22 protein-coding genes are annotated in these 21,072 nt (G+C 60.0%); 10 read left to right on the forward strand and 12 right to left on the reverse strand.

Annotation, left to right across the window (positions count from 1 at the left end; all coding sequences use genetic code 11):
* Window positions 1–313: transposase (locus tag GIW79_RS21570; RefSeq protein WP_236455282.1), on the forward strand; the 313-nt coding region annotated here is incomplete at its 5' end.
* Between the two features lie 239 nt (window positions 314–552).
* Here GIW79_RS21570 and GIW79_RS21575 read toward each other — a convergent pair.
* The 3 genes from GIW79_RS21575 to GIW79_RS21585 all read right to left on the reverse strand — a co-directional run bounded on the left by GIW79_RS21575 (window position 553) and on the right by GIW79_RS21585 (window position 2,968).
* Entirely contained in the window at window positions 553–1,566 is a 1,014-nt protein-coding gene (locus GIW79_RS21575) for an AI-2E family transporter (RefSeq protein ID WP_003188124.1), read from the reverse strand.
* 242 nt (window positions 1,567–1,808) lie between these two features.
* Window positions 1,809–2,108: a PsiF family protein gene (locus tag GIW79_RS21580; protein WP_072445911.1), complete on the reverse strand. Its 300-nt coding sequence runs from the start codon at window positions 2,106–2,108 to the stop codon at window positions 1,809–1,811.
* Window positions 2,109–2,179: 71 nt separating this feature from the next.
* The gene (locus GIW79_RS21585; protein ID WP_034125676.1) at window positions 2,180–2,968 is read right to left on the reverse strand and encodes an AraC family transcriptional regulator; all 789 of its coding nucleotides are present in this window, start codon (window positions 2,966–2,968) and stop codon (window positions 2,180–2,182) included.
* Between the two features lie 98 nt (window positions 2,969–3,066).
* Here GIW79_RS21585 and GIW79_RS21590 point away from each other — a divergent pair, with 98 nt between their 5' ends.
* Complete coding sequence (locus GIW79_RS21590) at window positions 3,067–3,957, forward strand: DMT family transporter (protein ID WP_014716699.1); 891 nt, start codon at window positions 3,067–3,069, stop codon at window positions 3,955–3,957.
* Between the two features lie 97 nt (window positions 3,958–4,054).
* Window positions 4,055–4,585 carry a ferritin-like domain-containing protein gene (locus GIW79_RS21595; RefSeq protein WP_014716698.1) on the forward strand — a complete coding sequence of 177 codons (531 nt, stop codon included), beginning with the start codon at window positions 4,055–4,057 and terminating at the stop codon, window positions 4,583–4,585.
* Between the two features lie 111 nt (window positions 4,586–4,696).
* On the opposite strand, the gene GIW79_RS21600 is transcribed toward GIW79_RS21595, so the two are convergent.
* Window positions 4,697–6,763 (reverse strand): AsmA family protein, encoded by a 2,067-nt coding sequence (locus GIW79_RS21600; RefSeq protein ID WP_034125673.1) that lies wholly within the window; start codon window positions 6,761–6,763, stop codon window positions 4,697–4,699.
* Between the two features lie 357 nt (window positions 6,764–7,120).
* On the opposite strand from GIW79_RS21600, the gene GIW79_RS21605 reads away from it, so the two are divergent.
* Window positions 7,121–7,441, forward strand: coding sequence for a hypothetical protein (locus GIW79_RS21605; protein ID WP_003188116.1), 321 nt, complete (start codon window positions 7,121–7,123; stop codon window positions 7,439–7,441).
* Between the two features lie 151 nt (window positions 7,442–7,592).
* Complete coding sequence (locus tag GIW79_RS21610; protein WP_003188114.1) at window positions 7,593–8,225, forward strand: TetR family transcriptional regulator; 633 nt, start codon at window positions 7,593–7,595, stop codon at window positions 8,223–8,225.
* Between the two features lie 5 nt (window positions 8,226–8,230).
* On the opposite strand, the gene GIW79_RS21615 is transcribed toward GIW79_RS21610, so the two are convergent.
* Window positions 8,231–8,737 carry a C40 family peptidase gene (locus GIW79_RS21615; RefSeq protein WP_034125672.1) on the reverse strand — a complete coding sequence of 169 codons (507 nt, stop codon included), beginning with the start codon at window positions 8,735–8,737 and terminating at the stop codon, window positions 8,231–8,233.
* Window positions 8,738–9,077: 340 nt separating this feature from the next.
* On the opposite strand from GIW79_RS21615, the gene ureE reads away from it, so the two are divergent.
* From ureE to GIW79_RS21640, 5 genes are all read left to right on the forward strand, one after another.
* A complete protein-coding gene (ureE, locus tag GIW79_RS21620; protein ID WP_054896372.1) occupies window positions 9,078–9,578 on the forward strand; it encodes an urease accessory protein UreE in 501 nt (166 codons plus the stop codon).
* Entirely contained in the window at window positions 9,575–10,249 is a 675-nt protein-coding gene (locus GIW79_RS21625) for an urease accessory protein UreF (RefSeq protein ID WP_072445904.1), read from the forward strand. Before ureE ends, GIW79_RS21625 begins: the two co-directional genes overlap by 4 nt.
* Before the next feature lie 14 nt (window positions 10,250–10,263).
* Window positions 10,264–10,878, forward strand: a complete 615-nt coding sequence (gene ureG / locus GIW79_RS21630; RefSeq protein WP_003188109.1) for an urease accessory protein UreG — start codon at window positions 10,264–10,266, stop codon at window positions 10,876–10,878.
* Between the two features lie 22 nt (window positions 10,879–10,900).
* Window positions 10,901–11,473, forward strand: a complete 573-nt coding sequence (locus GIW79_RS21635) for a HupE/UreJ family protein (RefSeq protein ID WP_057977783.1) — start codon at window positions 10,901–10,903, stop codon at window positions 11,471–11,473.
* Between the two features lie 161 nt (window positions 11,474–11,634).
* Window positions 11,635–12,744, forward strand: a complete 1,110-nt coding sequence (locus GIW79_RS21640; protein ID WP_089042130.1) for an AGE family epimerase/isomerase — start codon at window positions 11,635–11,637, stop codon at window positions 12,742–12,744.
* A 109-nt stretch (window positions 12,745–12,853) separates the two neighbouring features.
* Here the strand turns inward: GIW79_RS21640 and GIW79_RS21645 are convergent, their stop codons facing one another.
* The 7 genes from GIW79_RS21645 to GIW79_RS21675 all read right to left on the reverse strand — a co-directional run bounded on the left by GIW79_RS21645 (window position 12,854) and on the right by GIW79_RS21675 (window position 20,780).
* Window positions 12,854–13,759 (reverse strand): cation diffusion facilitator family transporter, encoded by a 906-nt coding sequence (locus GIW79_RS21645; protein WP_003188105.1) that lies wholly within the window; start codon window positions 13,757–13,759, stop codon window positions 12,854–12,856.
* 229 nt (window positions 13,760–13,988) lie between these two features.
* On the reverse strand, window positions 13,989–14,756 hold the full coding sequence (locus GIW79_RS21650; protein ID WP_034125868.1) for an SDR family oxidoreductase: 768 nt from the start codon (window positions 14,754–14,756) through the stop codon (window positions 13,989–13,991).
* A gap of 823 nt (window positions 14,757–15,579) precedes the next feature.
* Complete coding sequence (locus tag GIW79_RS21655; protein WP_005784287.1) at window positions 15,580–16,296, reverse strand: ABC transporter ATP-binding protein; 717 nt, start codon at window positions 16,294–16,296, stop codon at window positions 15,580–15,582.
* Window positions 16,293–17,168: an ABC transporter ATP-binding protein gene (locus tag GIW79_RS21660; protein WP_005784285.1), complete on the reverse strand. Its 876-nt coding sequence runs from the start codon at window positions 17,166–17,168 to the stop codon at window positions 16,293–16,295. Before GIW79_RS21660 ends, GIW79_RS21655 begins: the two co-directional genes overlap by 4 nt.
* The gene (gene livM / locus GIW79_RS21665; RefSeq protein WP_003188100.1) at window positions 17,165–18,442 is read right to left on the reverse strand and encodes a high-affinity branched-chain amino acid ABC transporter permease LivM; all 1,278 of its coding nucleotides are present in this window, start codon (window positions 18,440–18,442) and stop codon (window positions 17,165–17,167) included. Before livM ends, GIW79_RS21660 begins: the two co-directional genes overlap by 4 nt.
* Before the next feature lie 2 nt (window positions 18,443–18,444).
* On the reverse strand, window positions 18,445–19,359 hold the full coding sequence (locus GIW79_RS21670) for an ABC transporter permease subunit (protein WP_034125666.1): 915 nt from the start codon (window positions 19,357–19,359) through the stop codon (window positions 18,445–18,447).
* A 284-nt stretch (window positions 19,360–19,643) separates the two neighbouring features.
* Window positions 19,644–20,780, reverse strand: coding sequence for a branched-chain amino acid ABC transporter substrate-binding protein (locus tag GIW79_RS21675; protein ID WP_034125665.1), 1,137 nt, complete (start codon window positions 20,778–20,780; stop codon window positions 19,644–19,646).
* Window positions 20,781–21,072 lie beyond the last annotated feature (292 nt).

Genomic DNA, 21,072 nt, shown 5'->3' on the forward strand with positions numbered 1-21,072 from the left:
CTTCCAACGGGGAGAGTTCAGGAATTCGGACGCGTTTATCGCCTTTCTTGGTATGGATTTGCGCGTCAACAAGTCAGGACAGAAGGATGGTCGTCGTAGTTTAAGTAAGCGCGGCGACTCAGAAGCTCGGCGCCTGCTGCATAACGCAGCGATGGCGGCTAGCCGAACAGAGACATGGAAAGCGTTTTATCAAGCACAGAGGGCGCGAGGCTATAGCACCACACAGGCGTTGGTAATACTGGCCCGCAAGCTTGCTCGGGTGGTGTTCGCTCTGCTGAAAGGGCAAAGCGAATATCAGCCAAAAGTTGGTTGAGGGTTGCCCCTCAACCATAGAATCTCCCACAGTTTGATCGCGGGGCGTCAGATAGATAGGGGCCGGCTGTGAGGCCGTCATCGCAGGCAAGCCAACTCCCACAATTTGATCGGGTTGTGTCAGGTCGATAGGCTTCGGCTGCAGGCCGTCATCGCAGGCAAGCCAGCTCCCCCAGGTGATCGCATTTCAACGTGGGAGCGGGCTTGCCCGCGATGGCGTCAGCCCAGGCGACACAAGGCTTAAACCATCCCACCCAGCTTCAGCTCGCTTTTCAGATAGGCATAGTAAATCGGCCCCGCCACCACCCCCGGCAGGCCGAACGCTGCCTCAAACACCAGCATCGCCAACAACAACTCCCATGACTTGGCACTGATCTGCCCGCCGACGATTCGCGCGTTGAGGAAGTACTCGACCTTGTGGATCACGATCAAATACCCCAGTGCCGCCACCGCCACCCAGATCGACAGCGACAGCGCCACGATGGTGATCAGGGTGTTGGAGATCAGGTTGCCAATCACTGGCAGCAGACCGAGCAGGAAGGTCAGCACGATCAGGGTCTTGGTCAACGGCAGGTGAATGCCGCATAACGGCAGCACCACTGCCAGGAACACCGCGGTGAAGGCGGTGTTGAGCGCGGCGATCTTGATCTGGGCGAACACGATATTGCGAAACGCCTGGACCAGCAGGTGCAGGCGGTCGAACAGCGCGGCGGCCAAGGGTTTGCGCTTGGTCAGGTCGGGCACGCGCTGCAAGGCGATGATCGCACCCAGCACCATGCCGATCAGCAAGGTGACGAACATGTGGGCGGCGTCTTTGCCGACCAGTTGCAGTTCGCTCAAGTGCTTGCTTAGCCAATCGCCAATGGCCACGCGAAACTCCGCGGCGCTGGCGGGCAAATAGGCGTCGATGGACGGCGGTAATTGACCGCGCGCGCGGTCGACCACGCCCATGAATTTGTCCAGGGAAGCCCCCGGGTTTTCCGCTTCGTGGAGCAGGAAGCTGATGGCGCCAGCGAAGATCAAGGCCAACACGCTGACGATCAAGGTGCCCAGCAAGGCCACCGCCAGCCAACGCGCGCGCCGGCCTTCGATCAGGCGTTGCAGTTGAGGGGTGAGCATGTTGACCAGTTCATAGACCAACAGGCCGGCCAGCAGGCTGGGCAGCAATTTCAGCGGCAGTACCAGCAGCAACCCGCCGAAAATGATGATGTAGCTGGACAGCAACAACACATGACGCTGAGAAAACGTTGGCATACAGCCTCAAAACAAACGGCGTTGAAGGATGTTGTAGGAGCGAGCTTGCTGTGGCGAGGGAGCTTGCTCCCGCTGGGCTGCGAAGCAGCCCCAAACCATTGAGCCGGTGTGCACCAGGCATACTCGTCTGTTCGGTTTGGGAGCGCTTCGCGCTCCAGCGGGAGCAAGCTCCCTCGCCACACTTGCTCGCTCCTACAAAGGGGCTGTGTGCGAGTGTCGCAGCCTTCTATGGCCCGGGGCTATTATTTCTTCAGGCAGGTGCTCATGAATGTCTTGCGCGCATCACCGGTCAACGCCTTGGTTTTCGCCGACGCATTGCAGTCTTTCATCTTCTGCTGCTGCGGGGTCAGGGTCTTGGCGTCGTTGGCGGCAGGTGCCGACAGGCAGGTCTTCATGAAGGCCTTACGGTCATCGCCCTTGAGCGTCTTGGTGGTGGCCTCGGCATTGCAGGTGGTCATTTTGTTCTGCTGGGCAGTGGCGGCAAAACCCTGGGCACACATCAGCAGGCCCATCATCAACAACGGAATACGCAGCATCTTCATGGAGTTTTCTCCCTGTTACCGTGCCGACGGGCACGGCCTACAGCGCAGTGTAGTCAAAACCTGTTACAACTTCACCGGCCACGAATATTCGCCCGCCGGTATTGCTCCGGCGTGCAGCCGGCGTGGCGTTGGAACATGGCGATAAACGCCGAGGCGGTGCTGTAGCCCAGATCAAACGCCACGTGTTGCACACTGCGATCGCTGTCCAGCGCCTCGATGGCCGCCAGGTAGCGCAGGCGCTGGCGCCATTCGCCAAAGCTCATGCCCAGCTCGCGCACAAACTGGCGCGCCAGGGTGCGCTCGCTCACATGCACCTGCTCGGCCCATTGCGCCAGAGGGCGGTTGTCTCCCGGCTCTGCCTGCATGCCCTCCAAGACCCCAAGCAATCCCGGGTGGCGGGCGTAGGGCAGGAAGCAGTCGTGGACCGGCGCCTGCCTGAGCTGGTCCACCAGCACCTGGGCCAGGCGGATGTCGGCGTCGGTGCGCGGTGCATTGACATCGCGCAGGGCGAAATCCTTGAGGATCGCCTTGAGAATGTCGCTGATCGCCAGCGTGCAAGGCTGCTGTGGCAACTGCTCGCACAGCTGCGGCGCCAGCCCTACGGAGTGGTAGACAATCGCCTCGGCATTGTAGGAGCTGTGCTCAGTATGCGGCGGCACCCACACCGCGTATTGCGGTGGCGACATGAAGCGATTGCCCGCCACTTCCATGCGCATCACACCGCTGGCCGAGTAATCCAGCGAGCCCCATGTGTGCTGGTGGGGGGTGCATTCGGTGTCCGGGGCAAAATCGGAATACCGAAAGTACACCGGGCTTGGCAGGCGGGCGAAATCGGGCAGGCGTACGGTGTGTCGGGACATATTGTCTGGATTCAACGCTCAGTTGTCTGGATCGCAGTATAGGCTTCGATCCAGACAGAGGATAATCCTGCCTCGTCAACACACTGGGTTTCTTTTCAATGCAATACGCGTATCCGCTGCTGGCTATCTTTATCTGGGCCGGCAACACCGTGGTCAACAAATTGGCCGTGGGCTCGATCTTCCCGGCTGAAATCGGCTTTTACCGCTGGCTGTTCGCTGCGTTGCTGTTCACGCCGTTCATGCTCAAACCGGTGGTCGCCCACTGGCCGCAGATCCGTCCCAACCTGGGCAAGATCTTTATCCTCGGCGTGCTCGGCATGGCGGTGTATCAGAGCCTGGCCTATTACGCCGCAACGCTGACCAGCGCCACCAATATGGGCATCATCCTGTCTCTGATGCCGTTGATGGCGCTGACCGCCGCGATCATCAGCCTTGGCCAACGCCTGACCTTCGGTGCGCTGACCGGCGCGGTGCTGTCGTTCGCAGGCGTGGTCGTGGTGGTGTCGGCCGGCAGCCTGGGCGCGTTGCTGCAACATGGGGTCAACCTGGGCGACGGCATGATGCTGGTGGCAACATTGGCTTATGCGGTCTACAGCACCCTGCTGAAAAAATGGCAGCTGCGCCTGCCGCCGTTGGTGCTGCTGTATTTGCAGGTGCTGGTCGCGGTGATGGTGCTGCTGCCGCTGTATCTGTTCTCGGCCAAGGCCGGTTTGGGCTGGGCGAATATTCCGCTGGTGCTATATGCCTGCCTGCTGGCTTCGATGCTGGCACCGCTGGCGTGGATGCACTCGGTCAAGACCCTGGGGCCAAGCCGTACCACACTGTTTTTCAACCTGCTGCCTTTGATTACCGCGCTGATTGCGGCGGTGGTGTTGAAGGAAGAGTTGGCGCGGTATCACCTGGTGGGTGGCTTGCTGACCCTGGGTGGAGTGATCCTGTCGGAGCGCTGGACCACACCGGTCAGACGCCCTCAGGACACATCCTGTTAAATCCGATAAAACTTTTCGCCTGGCCCGGGACTCACAACCAATAGCGATCACGCCGGCAGAGCGTGGCGTACAACCGGATTAGCCCCAGGAGATTGAAATGACTCAAGCACAACTGACTGACGTTGCGACCCTGCGCAGCCGCGCCCGCCAGAACGTCGAAAACGGTGCCGTGACCGAAGGCTACGACGCCGACCGTCAGGAAATCATCCGACTGCTCAACGAGTCGCTGGCCACTGAACTGGTCTGCGTGTTGCGCTACAAGCGTCACTACTTCATGGCCAACGGCCTCAAGGCCAGCGTGGCTGCCGATGAGTTCCTGGAACATGCGACCCAGGAAGCCGAGCACGCCGACAAACTGGCCGAGCGTATCGTGCAACTGGGCGGCGAGCCGGAGTTCAACCCCGACCTGCTGTCGAAAAACTCCCATGCGCAATACGTGGCGGGCAACACCTTGAAGGAAATGGTCTACGAAGACCTGGTGGCCGAGCGGATCGCGGTAGACAGCTACCGCGAGATCATCCAGTACATCGGTGACAAAGACCCGACTACCCGTCGCATCTTCGAAGACATCCTGGCTCAGGAAGAAGAACACGCCGACGATATGGCGGATATTCTGCAGGATCTGTAATAACTAACACCGCAACATCCCCCTGTGAGCGGGCTTGCTCGCGATAGCGTTGGATCAGTTGATAAATCATTGACTGATACTCCGCTATCGCGGTCAAGCCCGCTCCCACAGTTACTTCACGGTCTTGGGCGCCTTGCCTTCCTTCATCTGTTGCAGCAACGGTGCGCACTCATTGGGCTCGCCACCGCTTGGGGCAACCAAGGCGAGCAAGCCAGCAGCAGGCCCGGCGATCACGCCGAGGGCGACCATGCCCGCACCGCGTAGCGCCAACGGAATGGCTTTCACGCCAGCATTGGGCTTGATGAAAGGTCCATTGACGTAGAGCGGTGAACGCAGGGAGAACAGGCGAAAGCCCTTGGATTCCGGCGTGATGGTCAGGTCCAACTGCTCGGTGGCCATATTCGCGGTGCCGTCGATGTAGATGATCGCGTTCTCGGTATCGAACACAAACAGCCGCGTGGTCGCCAGGCCCGTCTTGATGCCGAAGTCCGCCGCTGCGCAGTTGATCTTCACTTCCTCGTCGCCGAACAGGCGGCCGACCACGTAGTTGCCCACGTTGAGCCCGGCGATTTCCATCAGGCTTCGGCTGATGGCGCCATCGTTGATGAGCATCTTCAGGTCACCGTTGGACGTGCCCAACAGTGCCGCCACCGAGTTGCCGCGCCCGGAAATATCGGCATCGCCGTTGAGTTCACCGAAGCTGGTTTTCATCGGTTCGAAAGTCGGGAACAGCTGCTTGAGCTTGAAGTTGCGCGCCGTCAGCTTGGCGCGGCCCTCCATCGGCGTAGTGCGGCCGTTCAAGCGAATCTGCGCATCGAGCTTCCCACCGGCCACGCCAAAGCGCAGGGGTTCAAGGCTCAGTTGGCCGTCGTTGAGCACCAGGTGGGTGTAGAGGTCGGTAAAGGGCAAGTCGGCACTGTGCACGATACGCTTGCCGGTGAACTCCACATCGGCATCCATCTCGCGCCAGCGTTCGGTGCGGAACTCTTCAACCGGCAGCACTTTGGTCGCCGGTTGCTTGCTTTCACCGCCACGGGCTTTTTGCTCGGCATTGGAATCTGCGCCAATCAGCGGCGCCAGGTCATCCATCAGCAGTTGGTTGGACACCAGCGCGCCGCTGAGCTTGGGCCGTGGCTGGCTGGCAACATAGGCCAGGTCGCCGTGGATGTCGCTGTTGCCAATCTTGCCGTTGAAATTCTCGTAGCGAAAGGAGGCGCCGCTGGCCTCATGCAGTTTGGCGATCAGGTGGCCGTCGGTGGAATAGGCCGGCGAATCCGGCAGGGTCACGCCGGTCAACGGATACAGGTTGCCCAGGCTGCTGCCCGACAGTTTCAGGCGCAGGTCCAGGGCACCGAGGTTCAGCGGGTCGGTCAGGGTGCCGGCCAGGGCGATGCTGGTGTCCGCGATCTTGACTTGGGCTTGCAGCGGGAACGGCTTGGCCGCGTCCTGCAAGGCCAGCAAGCCACCGATCTTGCCCGTGCCCGCGAGTTTCTGGCCGTGGTACTGGCCTTTGACCTTGAGGCCGAACGCGTAGTCCTGGGGCGCCGAGCCTTTTTCCAGGGCTTTTTTGGCATCGGCATCGCCGACGATTTCACCGAAGGGAATCGGCTTGCCCAGCGGGTCGATGATCACATCCAACTGGGTCTTGAGGCTTTGATCGTCAAGGGTCACATGGCCTTTGTCAAAGCCGATGGCGCCAATATCCACCACCCAATTGGACGGTTCGGCGTTGGGGTCCTTGGGGTCGAACTTGAACGTCCAGTTGGCGCGGCCATCAGCCAGGCGCTGCAACTGGGCACTGGGTTCGGTGAGGTCGATGCGCGGGATCACCACACGCTGCACCAGCAAGGCCAGGGGCGAAATGCGCAGCTCAACCTTCTTGAGCGTGACCATCTGCGGTTGTTTCGACCAATCGGGGTTCCCCAGAGTCAGGTCTTCGGCAATCACATGGGGCCACGGCACCCAGGCGCGCCAGCCGCCTTCATCGGGCTCACGCTGCCACACCACGGCGAGGTTGCCGTTGATGGCGAACGGACGATGCAGTTCTTCGGAGACCTTGGCATTGAGGGGCGGCTTGATGCGGTTCCAGTCGAAGAACACCAACACCAGTACCACGATGGCAATCAACAGAACGAAGCTGGCGCAGCTCCAAGCGAGAATTTTACGAGTGCGCGTCATTGCACAGGACTCCTGAATACGACTGGCTGGGCAACAGCCTTTTAAACAGCTTATAGGACTACGACTGGCAAAGTGCCTGGGGGTTTAACGCAACCACGGATTTAACCGAAAAAAGCGATTTTCCTGATCAACCAGACAATTTTCCCCATCGACGACGCACCATTGTTACCCAGGTTCGTGTCGAAAATACCCACATCGGTGCAAAGCCGCGGGCTTGAGAGGCTCGATCTAGAGCCTCCGGCGAGAACAATCAATTCTGTTGATTATTACCATTGTGTTTATGAACTTTTATATCGACTTATCAAGGGTAACATTAGCCCTGTACCCACTTTATCGCCCTCCCTAGGAGCAACCATCATGAAACGCCAATTACTCGCTACCGTTCTGTTATCTGTCCTGGCTTCCAGCGCTTTTGCCCTGCCAGCTGCCGAACAGGCCACCCCGCAGAACAAAGCTCAAGCCGTGCAAACCAGCCAAACCGTGGCTCGCAGCGGTTCGCAAGAAGACGAAAACCGTGATTACGCCAAAGGCGCGGTAGCTGAAAATGGCTACAACCGCCTGCAAGAAAAAGGTCTGGTCGAAGGCGGTGCTGAACAAGCCAACAAACGCGCCTACACCGAAGGCGTTGCTGAAGGCGGTGCCGACCGTCTGCAAGAACTGCATCAAGCACAGAGCTAAGCCTGTGGTGGCCCAGAAAAAAGCCCGATCTGCCGATCGGGCTTTTGCTTTTATATAGAACGCATCACGCCCCGCCCCTGCCAAGTTCGACGCCGGCAAAGCGCTTTTGCTAGAGTGCGTCGCTGTACTTGCCGACAAAGCTCATCCGCTCATGCTGCCCCGCGCCGAACAGAAGCAACAGACCCGCCTCGCCCTGATGGACGCAGCCCGCCATCTGATGGAGTGTGGCCGTGGGTTTGGCAGCCTGAGTTTGCGCGAAGTGGCCAAGACCGCGGGTATCGTGCCCACCGGTTTCTATCGCCATTTCGCCGACATGGACCAACTTGGGCTGGTACTGGTAAGCGAGGTCGGCCAGACCTTTCGCGCCACGATCCGCCTGGTGCGCCACAACGAATTCGTGATGGGCGGCATCATTGATGCCTCGGTGCGCATATTTCTCGATGTGGTTTCGGCTAACCGCTCTCAGTTCCTGTTCCTGGCTCGCGAACAGTACGGCGGCTGCCTGGCCGTGCGCCAAGCCATCGCTGCCCTGCGCGAAGACATCACTCGCGACCTGGCCGCCGACCTGACACTGATGCCCAAACTTCAGCACTTGGATGCCGAAGGTTTGCACGTGATGGCCGACCTGATCGTCAAGAGTGTGTTCGCCACCCTGCCCGATATCATCGACCCACCGGCCCACGCCTTGCCGGCCCACCTTACGCCCCAGGCGAAAATCACCCAGCAGCTGCGCTTTATCTTTATCGGCCTTAAACATTGGCAAGGGCTGGGCAGTACCGAGTAAGTCAATCAACCCGCCGTGTGGAACCGTTTGGCGGTGGTGTAGTGCTTGTTCCAGTAGCTATTGCTCAATGAATCGATACGGATGGTTTTGCCGGTGCGCGGCGAATGGATGAATTTGCCCTGGCCGATATAAAGGCCGACATGGCTGACCTGGCCCCGCCCGTTGCCTTTGAAAAACACTGCATCCCCTGGCTTTAAAGCACTGCGTTTGATGGTTGTCGCCGATGAACGGTGCATGGCGGCAGTGGTGCGGGGTAGCTGGATATTGGCTTGGGTCTTGAACAAGTACACCAGGAAGCTACTGCAATCGAAGCCCTGCTCTGCCGATGTGCCGCCCCACTTATAGGGCGTACCCAGCAACTCATGGGCGCGGTCAATGACATCGTCGATAGAGGCCGGCTTGATGCTTTGCAGCGAAGAGCTGAAGGTGGCGCGGGGTTGAAAATTGGCCTTTGCCGATGAAATAAAGCAGGTCAGGCTGACAAGGCATACACAAAAAATTGATCGAAGCATGATGAACGTCGCGGTGGAATTAAACAGGCCGCATAGCCTAAAGAACCCGCAGGTAATCTCATGAGCTCCAAATCCTGATGACTCGTAGGAAAAATCCTAAAAAACACCAACAAAGAAAAAGATGAAAGAAACTTCATCAAACTGAGCGGCGCCATCAACGCAGAATGCCCTTCCCCGGTGCTATAAACCTCGGCACGCACCAAATTGATACACGCGCGGAAATCATCCGACGCCCTATTGAGCAGCATGCCTGCCTGACTACAGGGAATTCCTACTCGATTCCCTGATTGGCAAGCCCCTTGCTCTAGGTCTTTCATCGCTCACAGTTGGAAGCTCTCTGATGCTGGTGATACACCGCCGAATCGCCCCCCAAGCCCTCTGGGCCGCCGAGTTGCTGCTCAACTTCGAAGCCCGCAGCAAAAGCCGCCTGCGCTGTTTCAGTGCCGACGGTGAAGACGTCGGCCTGTTTTTGGAGCGGGGCCAGCCGCCCTTGCACGATGGTGAATTCCTGCAGGCAGAAGACGGACGCGTCGTACGGGTATGCGCCCGCCCTGAACAACTGCTGCACGTCACCTGCCGCAACGCCTTCGAGCTCACCCGTGCCGCCTATCACCTGGGCAACCGCCACGTGGCCCTGCAAGTCGGTGACGGCTGGCTGCGCCTGCTCGATGACTACGTGCTCAAGGCCATGCTCGAACAACTGGGTGCCGATGCGCAGACCCTCGAGGCGCCGTTTCAACCCGAGCACGGCGCCTATGGCGGCGGCCATCATCATTCACGGCATGGTGATGAAGACTTCAACTACGCGCCCAAGCTGCATCAGTTCGGCGTGCGTCTATGAACCCAGCCTGGGCGCTGCTGCGCCTGGCCAGTCCGCAACTGCCGATTGGCGGCTACAGCTATTCCCAAGGCTTGGAAATGGCGGTGGACAACGGCCGCGTGCAGGATGCCGCGAGCGCCCGGCGCTGGATCAGTGACCAGTTGCAGCTCAACCTGGCGCGTTTCGAAGCCCCGCTGCTGCTCGCCCACTGCCGCGCAGCCGTCGAACAGGACTGGGCCCAATTGGCGCAGTGGTGCGACGAGCATCGCGCCAGCCGTGAGACCCGGGAGCTGTATCAGGAGAGTCGTCAGATGGGCTATTCCCTGCAACAACTGCTCAACGGCTTGCCGGAACTGGACGACAGCGCCCGTGATTTTCTTGCACAACGCGACGAACCGCATCTGGCCCTGGGCTGGGCCTTGGGCGCGCGCGCCTGGCACATTAACCCCGGCGATGCTCTTGCCGCCTGGCTATGGAGCTGGCTGGAAAACCAACTGGCGGTACTGATGAAAACCCTGCCATTGGGCCAGCAAGCGGCCCAGCGGTTGACCAGCGAACTGCTGCCGCTGCTGCAACAAGCACAGCAGGATGCCGAACGCATTAACCCTAACCATTTGGGCAGCGCCGCTTTTGGCCTGTCCCTGGCGTGCATGGCCCACGAGCGCCAGTACAGCCGCCTGTTCCGTTCCTGATTCTGGAGAAGCACATGAACACACAACCCCTGCGCGTCGGTATCGGCGGCCCGGTAGGCTCGGGCAAGACCGCCCTGACCCTGGCCCTGTGCCTGGCGCTGCGCGATCGCTACAACCTGGCGGTGGTCACCAACGACATCTACACCCGTGAAGACGCCGACTTCCTGGTGCGTAACCAGGCCCTGGCGCCGGAGCGCATCATCGGCGTGGAAACCGGTGGCTGCCCACACACGGCGATTCGCGAAGATGCCTCGATCAACCTGGAGGCCGTGGACCAACTCAACCGCCGCTTTCCCGGCCTGGACCTGATTCTGGTGGAGTCCGGGGGCGACAACCTGTCGGCCACCTTCAGCCCGGAACTGTCGGACCTGACCATCTATGTGATTGATGTCTCTGCGGGCGACAAACTGCCGCGCAAGGGCGGGCCCGGTATTTGCAAATCCGACCTGCTGGTGATCAACAAGATTGACCTGGCCCCGCTGGTGGGTGCCTCGCTGGAACTGATGAACAGCGACACCCAGCGCATGCGCAACGGCAAACCCTTTGTGTTCAGCAACCAGAAGACCGGGGTCGGCCTGGACGACATCGTCGCCTTCATCGAGCGCCAGGGCCTGCTGACCGCCGCCTGATCAACCCATAAGGAACCTGTCCATGAGACTCAACAGACTTTTCGCCGCCGCCGCGCTGCTGCTCGCCCCTGCCTTGGCCTTCGCCCATCCGGGCCATGGCGACAATGGCCTGGTGGCCGGTATCAGCCACCCCTTGGGCGGCCTCGATCACTTGCTGGCCATGCTTGCGGTGGGCCTCTGGGCGGCCCAGCAAAAAGGCGCCGCGCGCTGGGCGCTGCCGTGCACCTTTGTCGGCACCATGCTGATCGGCGGGGTGTTGGGTTTCGAAGGGCTGCAATTGCCGGCGCTGGAAAGCGGGATTGCTGCATCGGTGCTGGCCTTGGGCCTGGCGGTAGCGTTGGCGGTCCGGCCGCCGCTGTTCGTGGCCGTGGGCGCCACGGCGTTGTTTGCGCTGTTTCACGGCGTGGCCCATGGCCTGGAACTGCCGGATATGACCAGCCCTTGGGCGTATGCGGCTGGGTTCGTGGGGGCAACAGCCGTGTTGCACGCTGCGGGTTATGCAGTGGTGCGCTTTTTGCCGGCAGCTGCGGCACCCTTGGTGCGAGTGGCCGGGGCTGCTTCGGCGGCGACTGGGATGTGGTTGCTGGCGGGCTGAGGAAAAGATCGTTCCCACGCTCCGCGTGGGAATGCAGCCTAGGACGCTCTGCGTCCCAAAGCATCACGCAGAGCGTCATAAAATGCATTCCCACGCAGAGCGTGGGAACGATCAGCCTGCTACCATGCGCGCCTACACCCCTGCCGTGACGACGCCAGCCAATGCCCATCGCTTCCCCCTCTTCCCTGACGCCTGTGCTCACGCACTTCCATGACCTGATCGTGCCCCTCTGGCAAGGCCCGGGCTGGAATGCCGACCTGGCACTGCCCTTTGAGGCACTGGATGCCGATCACCAGCCACTGCCCCCACAGCGCTATCGCGCCATGGCTTGCGCCCGGCAGTTGTACCTGTTCGCCAGCCTGATTGGCGAACCCGGCGCGGCTTTCGCCGAAGAACGTGCGGCTGCGCTGTTTCGCTCCCTGCAACGGCACTTTCATGATGCCGAACACGGTGGCTGGTTCTACAGCATCGACCCCGCCGGCCAGCCGCTGGACGAGCGCAAAGACCTCTACACCCACGCCTTCATTATCTTTGCCTGCGCCCATTACTGGGCCAAGGTGCGTGAGCCGTTGGTCGAGTCGGTACTCAACGCTGCCCTGGAAGTCGTCGCCCAACGCTTTGCCACCGGTGACGGCTTGTACGAGGCCGTACTGGAGCGCAACTGGGCCTCGCTCGACTCCGGCCCGTTGCAAAACCCGTTGATGCACCTGGCTGAAGGCTTCCTCGCCACCCTCGCGGTGCGTGAGGACACCCAGGTACAAGCGGCCCTGCTGGCACTGGCGACGGCCATGCAGCAACGCTTCATCGACCGCGAGCACGGCGTGATGATGGAGAAACCTTTGGGCGCTGTGGATAACTGGTTTGAGCCGGGGCACCAGTTCGAATGGTTCTTTTTGCTGGAATCTTCAGCTGTGCTGCGCGGCACTGCGCTGCATGAGTCGCTGACACGGGCATTTGCCTATGCCGAGCAAAAGGGTGTGGATAAGTTAAGCGGTGCGGTCAGCGGCATGCTGGCGCTGGATGGCACGGTGCGCGACGGTACCCAACGGATCTGGGCTCAGGCGGAGTACCTGCGGGCACTGACCTTGCGGCCAGGCAGCGAGGCGATGCTGCAGCGTCAATTGCAGGCGCTGCAACAGCGCTTTTTGCATGCCAAGGGTTGGCATGAATGCCTGGATGCCGAGGGTAAGGTGAGCCGACGGGATATGCCGTCGACTACGCCCTATCATTTGGCGACTTGCTATCAGGGTTTGGTCCAGTATCTGGGCTGACCTGCAGGGCTCCATCGCAGGCAAGCCAGCTCCCACAGTTGATTGTGTTCGCACATTTAAATGTGGGAGCCGGCTTGCCTGCGATAGCCTCACCTCGCTCTAACAGACTTTAGGCAATCCACTTGCGGTCGCCCGTAAAACTGATCGTCAACCACCGCGCCGCATCCGCCGCCCCCAGCCCTGTGGATATCTCTTCACGCAGCCCATCGAGGGTGGCGACGTTATCCACCGGGTAATCCGCTGGCAGCACCACATGAATCTCGATAAACCGCGCCCGCCCGTGCTTCTGCACATAGGACACGTAGTCGTCGAAACCATGCTTGGCCTGCGCCGCGTCCATCACCTCGCGGACCTTGTCGTCCAAGTGATCCGGCGCGATCCCCAACACTTCGCGCAGCGCCGGGCGCAGGATCTTGAACGCCGGCGCCAGCATGCTCAGGGCCAGCAGGATCAGGATCAACGGGTCCACGTAGACCGCCCACTCGCCATAGCCCTGGGACTTGAGCAACAGCGCCGCCAGGAAGCTGATCAGCAAGCCCACCGACAGCATCGCGTCCACCAGCCAGCTGATGTTGTCGAACTGGATCAATGACGATTTGAGTGTGCGATTGCGGTAGCGCACATAAAAGAAGTACGCGAACTCCACAACGGTAAATACCGCCGCATAAATGATCACCAGCCCCAACTCGATTTCGCGCCCGCCATTGATAATGCCGAACACCCCATTGAGGAACGCGTAGATGGCGATCAGCAGCAGGAAACTGCCTTCTATCAGCAGCACCATCGGCTCCAGGTGCCAATAGCCGAATTGGAAACGCTCGTTGCTTTTCTTGGCGATCAGCTTGGCCGTGATCAGCATCAGCACCTTGATGGCGGTGGCGATCAGCGAGAAAAAGCCGTCGAACAGAATGGATTGGGCGCCGGATATCACACCCGTGACAATCCCTGCGATCGCGACTGCGAACATCAGGATAGTCGATTGTTTGAGCAGTGCCTGCTCACCTCGGTTACTCACATTGCCTCCTGTCAAAACCTTTAAACCGCTGGGTGCGGTGGGGTTTTCAGGCGGGCAGTGTACCTTATGCCGCATTTTGACCGATTTGCCGCCACTGATCGTTCCCACGCTCCGCGTGGGAATGCATCGCATGACGCTCTGCGTCACCAGCAGAAAGCGGGGCGCAGAGCGCCCCCGGCGGCATTACCACGCGGAGCGTGGGAACGATCAGCGTGTGTGGCGCAGGCGCTTAGCCCTTGGCCCCACGCTCAATCGCAAACCCAGCCCAGGTCTGGCTCACCGGCATCAGCTCCAGGCGGTTGATGTTCACGTGCGCCGGGGTGTTCATCACCCAGAAAATCGTATCGGCAATGTCCTGCGGCTGGATCGGCTCTGCACCTGCGTAGGTGGCGTCATAACGCGCCTGGTCACCGCCGAAGCGCACCAGGGAGAACTCGCTTTCACACAAGCCCGGCTCGATATTGGTCACGCGCACGCCGGTGCCTTGCAAGTCGCAGCGCAGGTTCAACGAGAACTGCTTCACGAACGCCTTGGAGCCGCCATACACATGGCTGCCGGGGTACGGGTAGTTACCGGCGATGGAACCCAGGTTGATGATCCCCGCACCGCGGCCATGGGCAATCAGGCGCGGCAACAGCAGGTTAGTGGTGGTCAGCAGGCCCTTGATGTTGGTATCGACCATGGTTTCCCAATCGTCGAGGTCGCACTTGGGCGCAGGGTCGGTGCCCACGGCCAGGCCGGCGTTGTTGATCAGGCCGCGCAGCGTGGCGAACGACGCCGGCAGGTTGGCGATGGCCTCCTCCATGCCTTTGCGGTCGCGCACATCCACCACCAGGCCATGCACTTCGGTCTGCTTGGAAAGCTCTTCGACCAAGGCGTTCAAGCGCTCGGCACGACGACCAGTGAGCACCAGTTTCCAACCGGCCTCGGCAAAGCGACGGGCACAGGCTTCGCCGAAACCTGAAGTAGCGCCAGTGATAAACAGCGTGTCGGACATGGTGTTCTCCTTGCGGGCATCGGGGAAAAAAACAGCCAGCAGAATGCCCTTACGCCGCGTTTGCGGCAACCGCTGTGCACACACACGCATGCCTGGCTGATCATTTTTTAACCAATCCTCGCAAAGCCGTATAAACCGTAGCTTGCAGCCATATACGCGCAGGTTATCCACAACTGCGCCCACAGTCTTTGGGGGCAAGTGCAAACGGCTCAAAGCCGCTGTGTACAAGGGTTGCAGGCGGTTTTATAAAGTTTTTTGCTTGACCTGGGCGAGCGCCTATGTAGCCGCTGACAAATGCAGAAAAACACAACGATGGCTCCAGGCCAGTCATTCCGGCCCCTGCGCAAGTCTTTCCAGAGTTTAGTCACAGACTTATCCACAGGCTGGAAGGACTTATTTCGTTCATATACCTGTGTCTTTAAACAGGTTGACAAACCCTTGAGACGGTCGCGAAAAATACCCTGATCGAAAAACAACCAACACGCTACAAGCCACGTGGTTAAAGGCTTTCAGCCAGCTACTCCCACGTTACCCACAGCCGGTTCCACAGTGGATGGGGACAAGTCAAAACTGTGACAAAACAGGGATTTGCGGCGGCTATATGTCGCGCTTTTGAGGTGGGCTGGATTTGTTTTCCACAATTTGGTGGAGGGCTTGTTGACACCGCAAAAACAAATGTGGGAACCGGCTTTGGGTGGGCGCTGGCTTGCCTGCGATGCGGCCACCTCGGTATGTCAGCTAAACCGAGGTGATGCTATCGCGGGCAAGCCCGGCTCCCACATAAGGCCCGGTTCCCACAGGGTTGATGCGCCTGGATCTTGGGTCAGTGACCGCCCAGGTAGGCGTTGCGCACTTCCTCGTTCACCAGCAACTCCTTGCCGGTGCCTGTCAGGCGAATCTCACCATTGACCATCACATACGCCCGGTCCGACAGGCGCAGCGCATGGTTGGCGTTCTGTTCCACCAGGAAAATGGTCATCCCGGTGGACGCCAGCTCGCGCAGGGTGGAAAAGATCTGCTTCACCACAATCGGCGCCAACCCCAGGCTTGGCTCATCGAGCAGCAACAGCTTGGGCCGGCTCATCAGCGCACGGGCGATGGCGAGCATTTGTTGCTCACCACCGGACATGGTCATCGCCCGCTGGTTGCGTCGCTCCTTGAGCCTGGGGAACAGCTCGAACATGCGTTGCATGTCCTCGCTGGCGAACTTGTCGCCAATGGGGATGGTGCCCATCAGCAGGTTTTCCTCGACGGTCATGTCGGGGAACACCCGCCGCCCTTCCGGCGACTGCGCAATGCCGTTGGAAGCGATGTAGTGGGACGACTTGTGAGTAATGTCGACGCCGTTGTAGAGGATCTGCCCCGACTCGGCCCGAGGCTGACCGAAGATCGACATCAGCAACGTGGACTTACCCGCGCCATTGGAGCCGATCAGGCTGACGGTTTCGCCTTCGTTGATGTGCAGCGAGACTTTTTTCAGGGCCTGGATCGGGCCGTAGAACACGTCCAGGTCCTTCATTTCGAGGATAGGTGCGCTCATACCAGCTCCTCTTCGTCCGCGCCCAGGTAGGCGGCGATCACTTTCGGGTCGTTGCGGATCGCGTCCGGGCCGCCTTCGGCAATCACGTTGCCGTGGTCCAGCACTACAATGTGGTCGGAAATACTCATCACCATGCCCATGTCGTGTTCGATCAGCACCACCGTGAGGTCGTGTTCGTCGCGCAGCAGGCGAATCATCGCGCTGAGGGCTTCGGTTTCCTGCGGGTTGAGGCCCGCTGCCGGTTCGTCCAGGCAGATGATCTGCGGCCGCGTGCACATGGCGCGGGCGATCTCCAGGCGGCGCTGCTGGCCGTAGGAGAGCTCGCCGGCCAGACGGTTGGCGCAGTCCACCAGGTCGACCACTTCCAGCCAGTAGAACGCGCAGTCCAGCGCATCGCTTTCGGCCTTGCGGTAGCCCTTGGTGTTGAGGATGCCGGCAAGCATGTTGCGGTTGACCCACATGTGCTGGGCCACCAGCAGGTTTTCCAGCACCGACATTTCCTTGAACAGGCGAATGTTCTGGAAGGTGCGGGCCAGGCCGGCACGGTTCACCAGGTGGGTGCCGCCGAACATCTTGTAGTAAACGCGGCTGAGGAAGCTTTTGGGCGACACGAAGTCGGTGGCCTCAAAGCGCTCGCCGAGCAGTTGGATCACGTTGGTTTGCTTGCCGCGCACGTTGAGCTCGATCTTGCCGCCACTGGCTTTGTAGAAGCCGGTGAGGCAGTTGAACACCGTGGTCTTGCCGGCGCCGTTGGGGCCGATCAGGGCGAAGATCGAGTTGCGTTCAACCTTGAGGCTTACATCGCTCAAGGCTTTGATACCACCGAAGTGCATCATCAGGTGTTCGACAGACAGCACGACTTCCTTGCTCATGGCGCTACCCCTTTGCGTGGCGTCACACCGGTACGGCTAATCCGAATCAAGCCACGCGGTCGCCAGATCATCATCACCACCATCAACACCCCAAACAGCAGCACGCGGTACTCGGAAAAACTACGCAGCAGTTCCGGCGCCACGGTCAACACGAACGCTGCGATCACCACGCCAACCGTCGAGCCCATGCCGCCCAACACCACAATGGCGAGGATCAACGCCGACTCGAAGAAGGTAAACGACGACGGGTTGACGAAGCCCTGGTAGCTGGCAAAGAACACCCCGGCCAAACCGGCGGTGGACGCGCCGATGGTGAAGGCTGAGAGTTTGACCAGCACATGGTTCAGGCCCATGGAACGGCAGGCGATTTCATCTTCGCGCAGGGCTTCCCAGGCGCGGCCGACCGGCATGCGCGTCAGGCGATGCTTGATGTACAGCACGGCCAGCACCACCAGAAACAGCACGATGTAGATGAACATGAACTTGATGTTGGGGTTGTAATCGATGCCGAAAAACTCGTGAAACGGAATGCCGCCATCCTTCGCACGCTTGCCGAACTCCAGGCCCAGAAAGGTCGGTGACGGCACGGGCATACCGTTGGGGCCACCGGTGAAGGACAGCCAGTTGTTGAGCACCAGGCGAATGATTTCACCAAAACCCAGGGTCACGATGGCCAGGTAGTCACCGTGCATTCGCAGCACCGGGAAGCCGAGTATGCAACCCGCCAACGCCGCCGCGATGGCCGCCAGTGGCAGGACCGTCCAGAAGCCCAGGCCCAGGTATTGATAACCCAGCGCCAGGCCGTAGGCACCGATGGCGTAGAAGGCCACATAACCCAGGTCGAGCAGGCCCGCCAGGCCCACCACGATGTTCAGGCCCAGGCCGAGCAACACGTAGATCAGCCCCAGGATCACCACGGTGAGCAGGTATTTGTTGGCGAAGATCGGAAACACGATGGCGATCACGATCAGCGCCGGGATGATCCAGCGCAGCCGCGACTTGTAATCCGGTGGCAGCACGTGCACGCCGGAGCCGCTGCTCTCGAACCCCTGCAGGATCTTCACGCCCTTGGGTGTTTGCAGGAACAGGCTGAGGGCAAAGCGCCCGGCCATCACGATGGCGACCAGCACGGCAACCCGCGCAGGTTCCAGGTTGAAGCTGTAGCCGTCGAGCACCACGCCGACAATCGGGCCGAACACGATCAGCGAAATCAGCCCCGCGAGTACCGTATCGACCACACTTTTCTTGATATCAATGGATTTGGCAGCAGACATGTTTACACCTTCGCCACGAGTGGGCGACCAAGCAGGCCCTGGGGACGGAAAATCAGAATCACCACCAGCAGGGAGAAACTGAACACGTCTTTGTAGTCAGAGTTGATCAACCCCGCGAACAGCGACTCGGAGATACCGAGGATGATCCCGCCCAGCATCGCCCCAGGCAGGGAGCCGATGCCGCCGAGTACCGCCGCGGTAAACGCCTTGATGCCGATGATGAAGCCGGCATAGAAGTCGAAGGTGCCGTAGTTGAGGGTGATGAGCACGCCGGCCAGGGCGGCCATGGCGGCACCGATGACAAACACGTAGGAGATCACGCGGTCGGTGTTGATGCCCAGGATCGAGGCCATCTTGCGGTCTTGCTGGGTAGCGCGGCACATGCGGCCGAGCTTGGTGTATTTGATGATGTAGGTGAGCAAGGCCATGCCGGCAAAAGCGGCGACCAGGATGAACACTTTGGTGTAGGTCAGTTGCACGAACCCGGTGCCGATATCGACGCGCCAGGCGCCGGCCAGCAGGGTGGGAATGCCTTGTTGCTTGGCGCCCTGGGCGATCTGCGCGTAGTTCTGCAGGATCAGGGAGATACCGATGGCGCTGATCAGCGGTGCCAGGCGGGTGGAGTTACGCAGGGGTTTGTAGGCGACACGCTCAATCACCCAACCGTACACGCCGGTGACGACCACGGTGAAGATCAAGGTACCGAGAATGAGCAGCGGGAAGGATTCGATGCCGAAGTAAGCCAGCAGTGCCAGACTGATCGCCGCGAGGTAAGCGGAAATCATATAAACCTCGCCGTGGGCGAAGTTGATCATGCCAATGATGCCATAGACCATTGTGTAGCCGATGGCGATCAGGCCATAGACCGACCCGAGGGTCAGGCCGTTGACCAGTTGCTGCAGGAAAATACCATCCATAACGCAATCTCACGCGGTGAGCACCTGCACACCGGTGGGTGTGCGGCGCTTCTGGAGGAAAAGACAGGTTTGTTGCAATGGAGCAGGCAACCACGCCCTCTGTGGGAGCTGGCTTATGTGGCGAGGGAGCTTGCTCCCGCTGGGCTGCGAAGCAGCCCCAAACTGGGCAATCGAGATACATCAGATGTATTTCGGTAAGCGGTTGGGAGTGCTACGCACTCCAGCGGGAGCAAGCTCCCTCGCCACAGCAAGCCCCCCTAACCTTAGGCCCGTGGTGCTTGTACTTACTTCTGCTTTTCCAACTGATGGTATTTGCCGTCTTTGTCCCACTGGTAAACCACGTAGTCAGAGACTTTCAGGTCGCCCTTGGTATCCCAGGCTTTTTCGCCCATGACGGTTTTAACCGGGTTGGCCTTGAGCCACTTGGCAGCGTCTTCGCCCTTGTTGGACTTGGCACCGTTGAAGCCGGCGGCCAGGGCCTGGATCGAAGCGTAGGCGTACAGGGTGTAGCCTTCAGGCTCGGTGCCGTTCTTGCGAAACTCTTCCACCACGGTCTTGCTGTCTGGCAGCAGGCGCGGGTCGGCGCCGAAGGTCATGTACACGCCATCGACGTACTGCGCACCACCTGCGGTGGACACCAGCTCGTCGGTGACCACGCCGTCATCGGACATGAACTTGACGTCTTTCAAGCCCGCTTCGCGGATCTGGCGCACCAGTGGGCCGGCTTCCGGATGCAGGCCGCCGAAGTACACGACGTCGGCGCCCAGGGAGCGGATCTTGGTGACCAGGGCGCTGAAGTCTTTCTCACCTCGGGTCAGGCCCTCTTCCAGCACCGGCTTGACGCCGCGCTTGGTCAACTGGGCGGCGGTGGCGTCGGCCAGGCCTTTGCCGTAGGTGTCCTTGTCGTTGATCACCGCGACTTTCTTGCCCTTGAGCACATCGACGATGTAGTCGCCGGCGACGATGCCTTGCTGGTCGTCACGCCCGCACATGCGGAACATGGCGCCCAGGCCGCGTTCGGTCACTTGTGGGTTGGTGGAGCCTGGGGTGATGGCGATGATGCCTGCTTCGTCGTAAACCTCAGACGCCGGGATGGTATTGGATGAGCAGAAGTGCCCGACCACACCGATCACTTTGTCCTGGTCGGCCAGGCGGTTGGCCACGGCCACGGCCTGCTTGGGCTCGCAGGCGTCATCGCCCGCCACCAGCTTGATCTGCTCACCGTTGATGCCGCCGGCCTTGTTGATAACGTCGGCTGCCGCCTGGGCACCCTTCATGTACTGCTCACCGAAAGCGGCGTTGGCACCCGTCATCGGGCCCGCCACACCAATTTTCACATCAGCTTGAACAAACGTAGAAACACCCAGCGCCGCAGCAACGGCGAGGGCCAGAAAACCTTTCTTGTAAAACGTCTGGGACATGAGTGGTGCTCCGATATTTTTGATTTTTGGCACGACAACTTGCATTCAAACCTTTCACCGAAAGCTCAGAGCAAGCCGCGTGCCATTACTTTTTTATTCTTCAAAAAGACACGGTGTCATTGTTATTCCAGGCGTTTCGACGCCTTTTGCCAGGACGTGCAACCGTCTAGCGTCTAGAGGTGCAACCAACACTTCAAAAAAGTACAACCCTGGCAGGTCGCACCTGCAACCACAGGCATAAACGACAGTTCCTGCAGCTGTAACAATGTGCGTAACGGAACTGCACATTTAC

The organism is Pseudomonas sp. PA-7-1E (assembly GCF_021605325.1).
Lineage (GTDB): Bacteria > Pseudomonadota > Gammaproteobacteria > Pseudomonadales > Pseudomonadaceae > Aquipseudomonas > Aquipseudomonas fluorescens_BV.

Bases quoted from the DNA above. Each gene is read 5' to 3' on its own strand.
- GIW79_RS21605 (WP_003188116.1), top strand. From the start codon at position 7,121: ATGAAACGCCAATTACTCGCTACCGTTCTGTTATCTGTCCTGGCTTCC.
- GIW79_RS21595 (WP_014716698.1), top strand. From the start codon at position 4,055: ATGACTCAAGCACAACTGACTGACGTTGCGACCCTGCGCAGCCGCGCC.
- GIW79_RS21660 (WP_005784285.1), bottom strand. From the start codon at position 17,168: ATGAGCAAGGAAGTCGTGCTGTCTGTCGAACACCTGATGATGCACTTC.
- GIW79_RS21650 (WP_034125868.1), bottom strand. From the start codon at position 14,756: ATGTCCGACACGCTGTTTATCACTGGCGCTACTTCAGGTTTCGGCGAA.
- ureE (WP_054896372.1), top strand. From the start codon at position 9,078: ATGCTGGTGATACACCGCCGAATCGCCCCCCAAGCCCTCTGGGCCGCC.
- ureG (WP_003188109.1), top strand. From the start codon at position 10,264: ATGAACACACAACCCCTGCGCGTCGGTATCGGCGGCCCGGTAGGCTCG.
- GIW79_RS21610 (WP_003188114.1), top strand. From the start codon at position 7,593: ATGCTGCCCCGCGCCGAACAGAAGCAACAGACCCGCCTCGCCCTGATG.
- GIW79_RS21615 (WP_034125672.1), bottom strand. From the start codon at position 8,737: ATGCTTCGATCAATTTTTTGTGTATGCCTTGTCAGCCTGACCTGCTTT.
- GIW79_RS21655 (WP_005784287.1), bottom strand. From the start codon at position 16,296: ATGAGCGCACCTATCCTCGAAATGAAGGACCTGGACGTGTTCTACGGC.
- GIW79_RS21580 (WP_072445911.1), bottom strand. From the start codon at position 2,108: ATGAAGATGCTGCGTATTCCGTTGTTGATGATGGGCCTGCTGATGTGT.
- GIW79_RS21585 (WP_034125676.1), bottom strand. From the start codon at position 2,968: ATGTCCCGACACACCGTACGCCTGCCCGATTTCGCCCGCCTGCCAAGC.
- GIW79_RS21635 (WP_057977783.1), top strand. From the start codon at position 10,901: ATGAGACTCAACAGACTTTTCGCCGCCGCCGCGCTGCTGCTCGCCCCT.
- livM (WP_003188100.1), bottom strand. From the start codon at position 18,442: ATGTCTGCTGCCAAATCCATTGATATCAAGAAAAGTGTGGTCGATACG.
- GIW79_RS21625 (WP_072445904.1), top strand. From the start codon at position 9,575: ATGAACCCAGCCTGGGCGCTGCTGCGCCTGGCCAGTCCGCAACTGCCG.
- GIW79_RS21575 (WP_003188124.1), bottom strand. From the start codon at position 1,566: ATGCCAACGTTTTCTCAGCGTCATGTGTTGTTGCTGTCCAGCTACATC.
- GIW79_RS21640 (WP_089042130.1), top strand. From the start codon at position 11,635: ATGCCCATCGCTTCCCCCTCTTCCCTGACGCCTGTGCTCACGCACTTC.
- GIW79_RS21600 (WP_034125673.1), bottom strand. From the start codon at position 6,763: ATGACGCGCACTCGTAAAATTCTCGCTTGGAGCTGCGCCAGCTTCGTT.
- GIW79_RS21590 (WP_014716699.1), top strand. From the start codon at position 3,067: ATGCAATACGCGTATCCGCTGCTGGCTATCTTTATCTGGGCCGGCAAC.
- GIW79_RS21670 (WP_034125666.1), bottom strand. From the start codon at position 19,359: ATGGATGGTATTTTCCTGCAGCAACTGGTCAACGGCCTGACCCTCGGG.
- GIW79_RS21675 (WP_034125665.1), bottom strand. From the start codon at position 20,780: ATGTCCCAGACGTTTTACAAGAAAGGTTTTCTGGCCCTCGCCGTTGCT.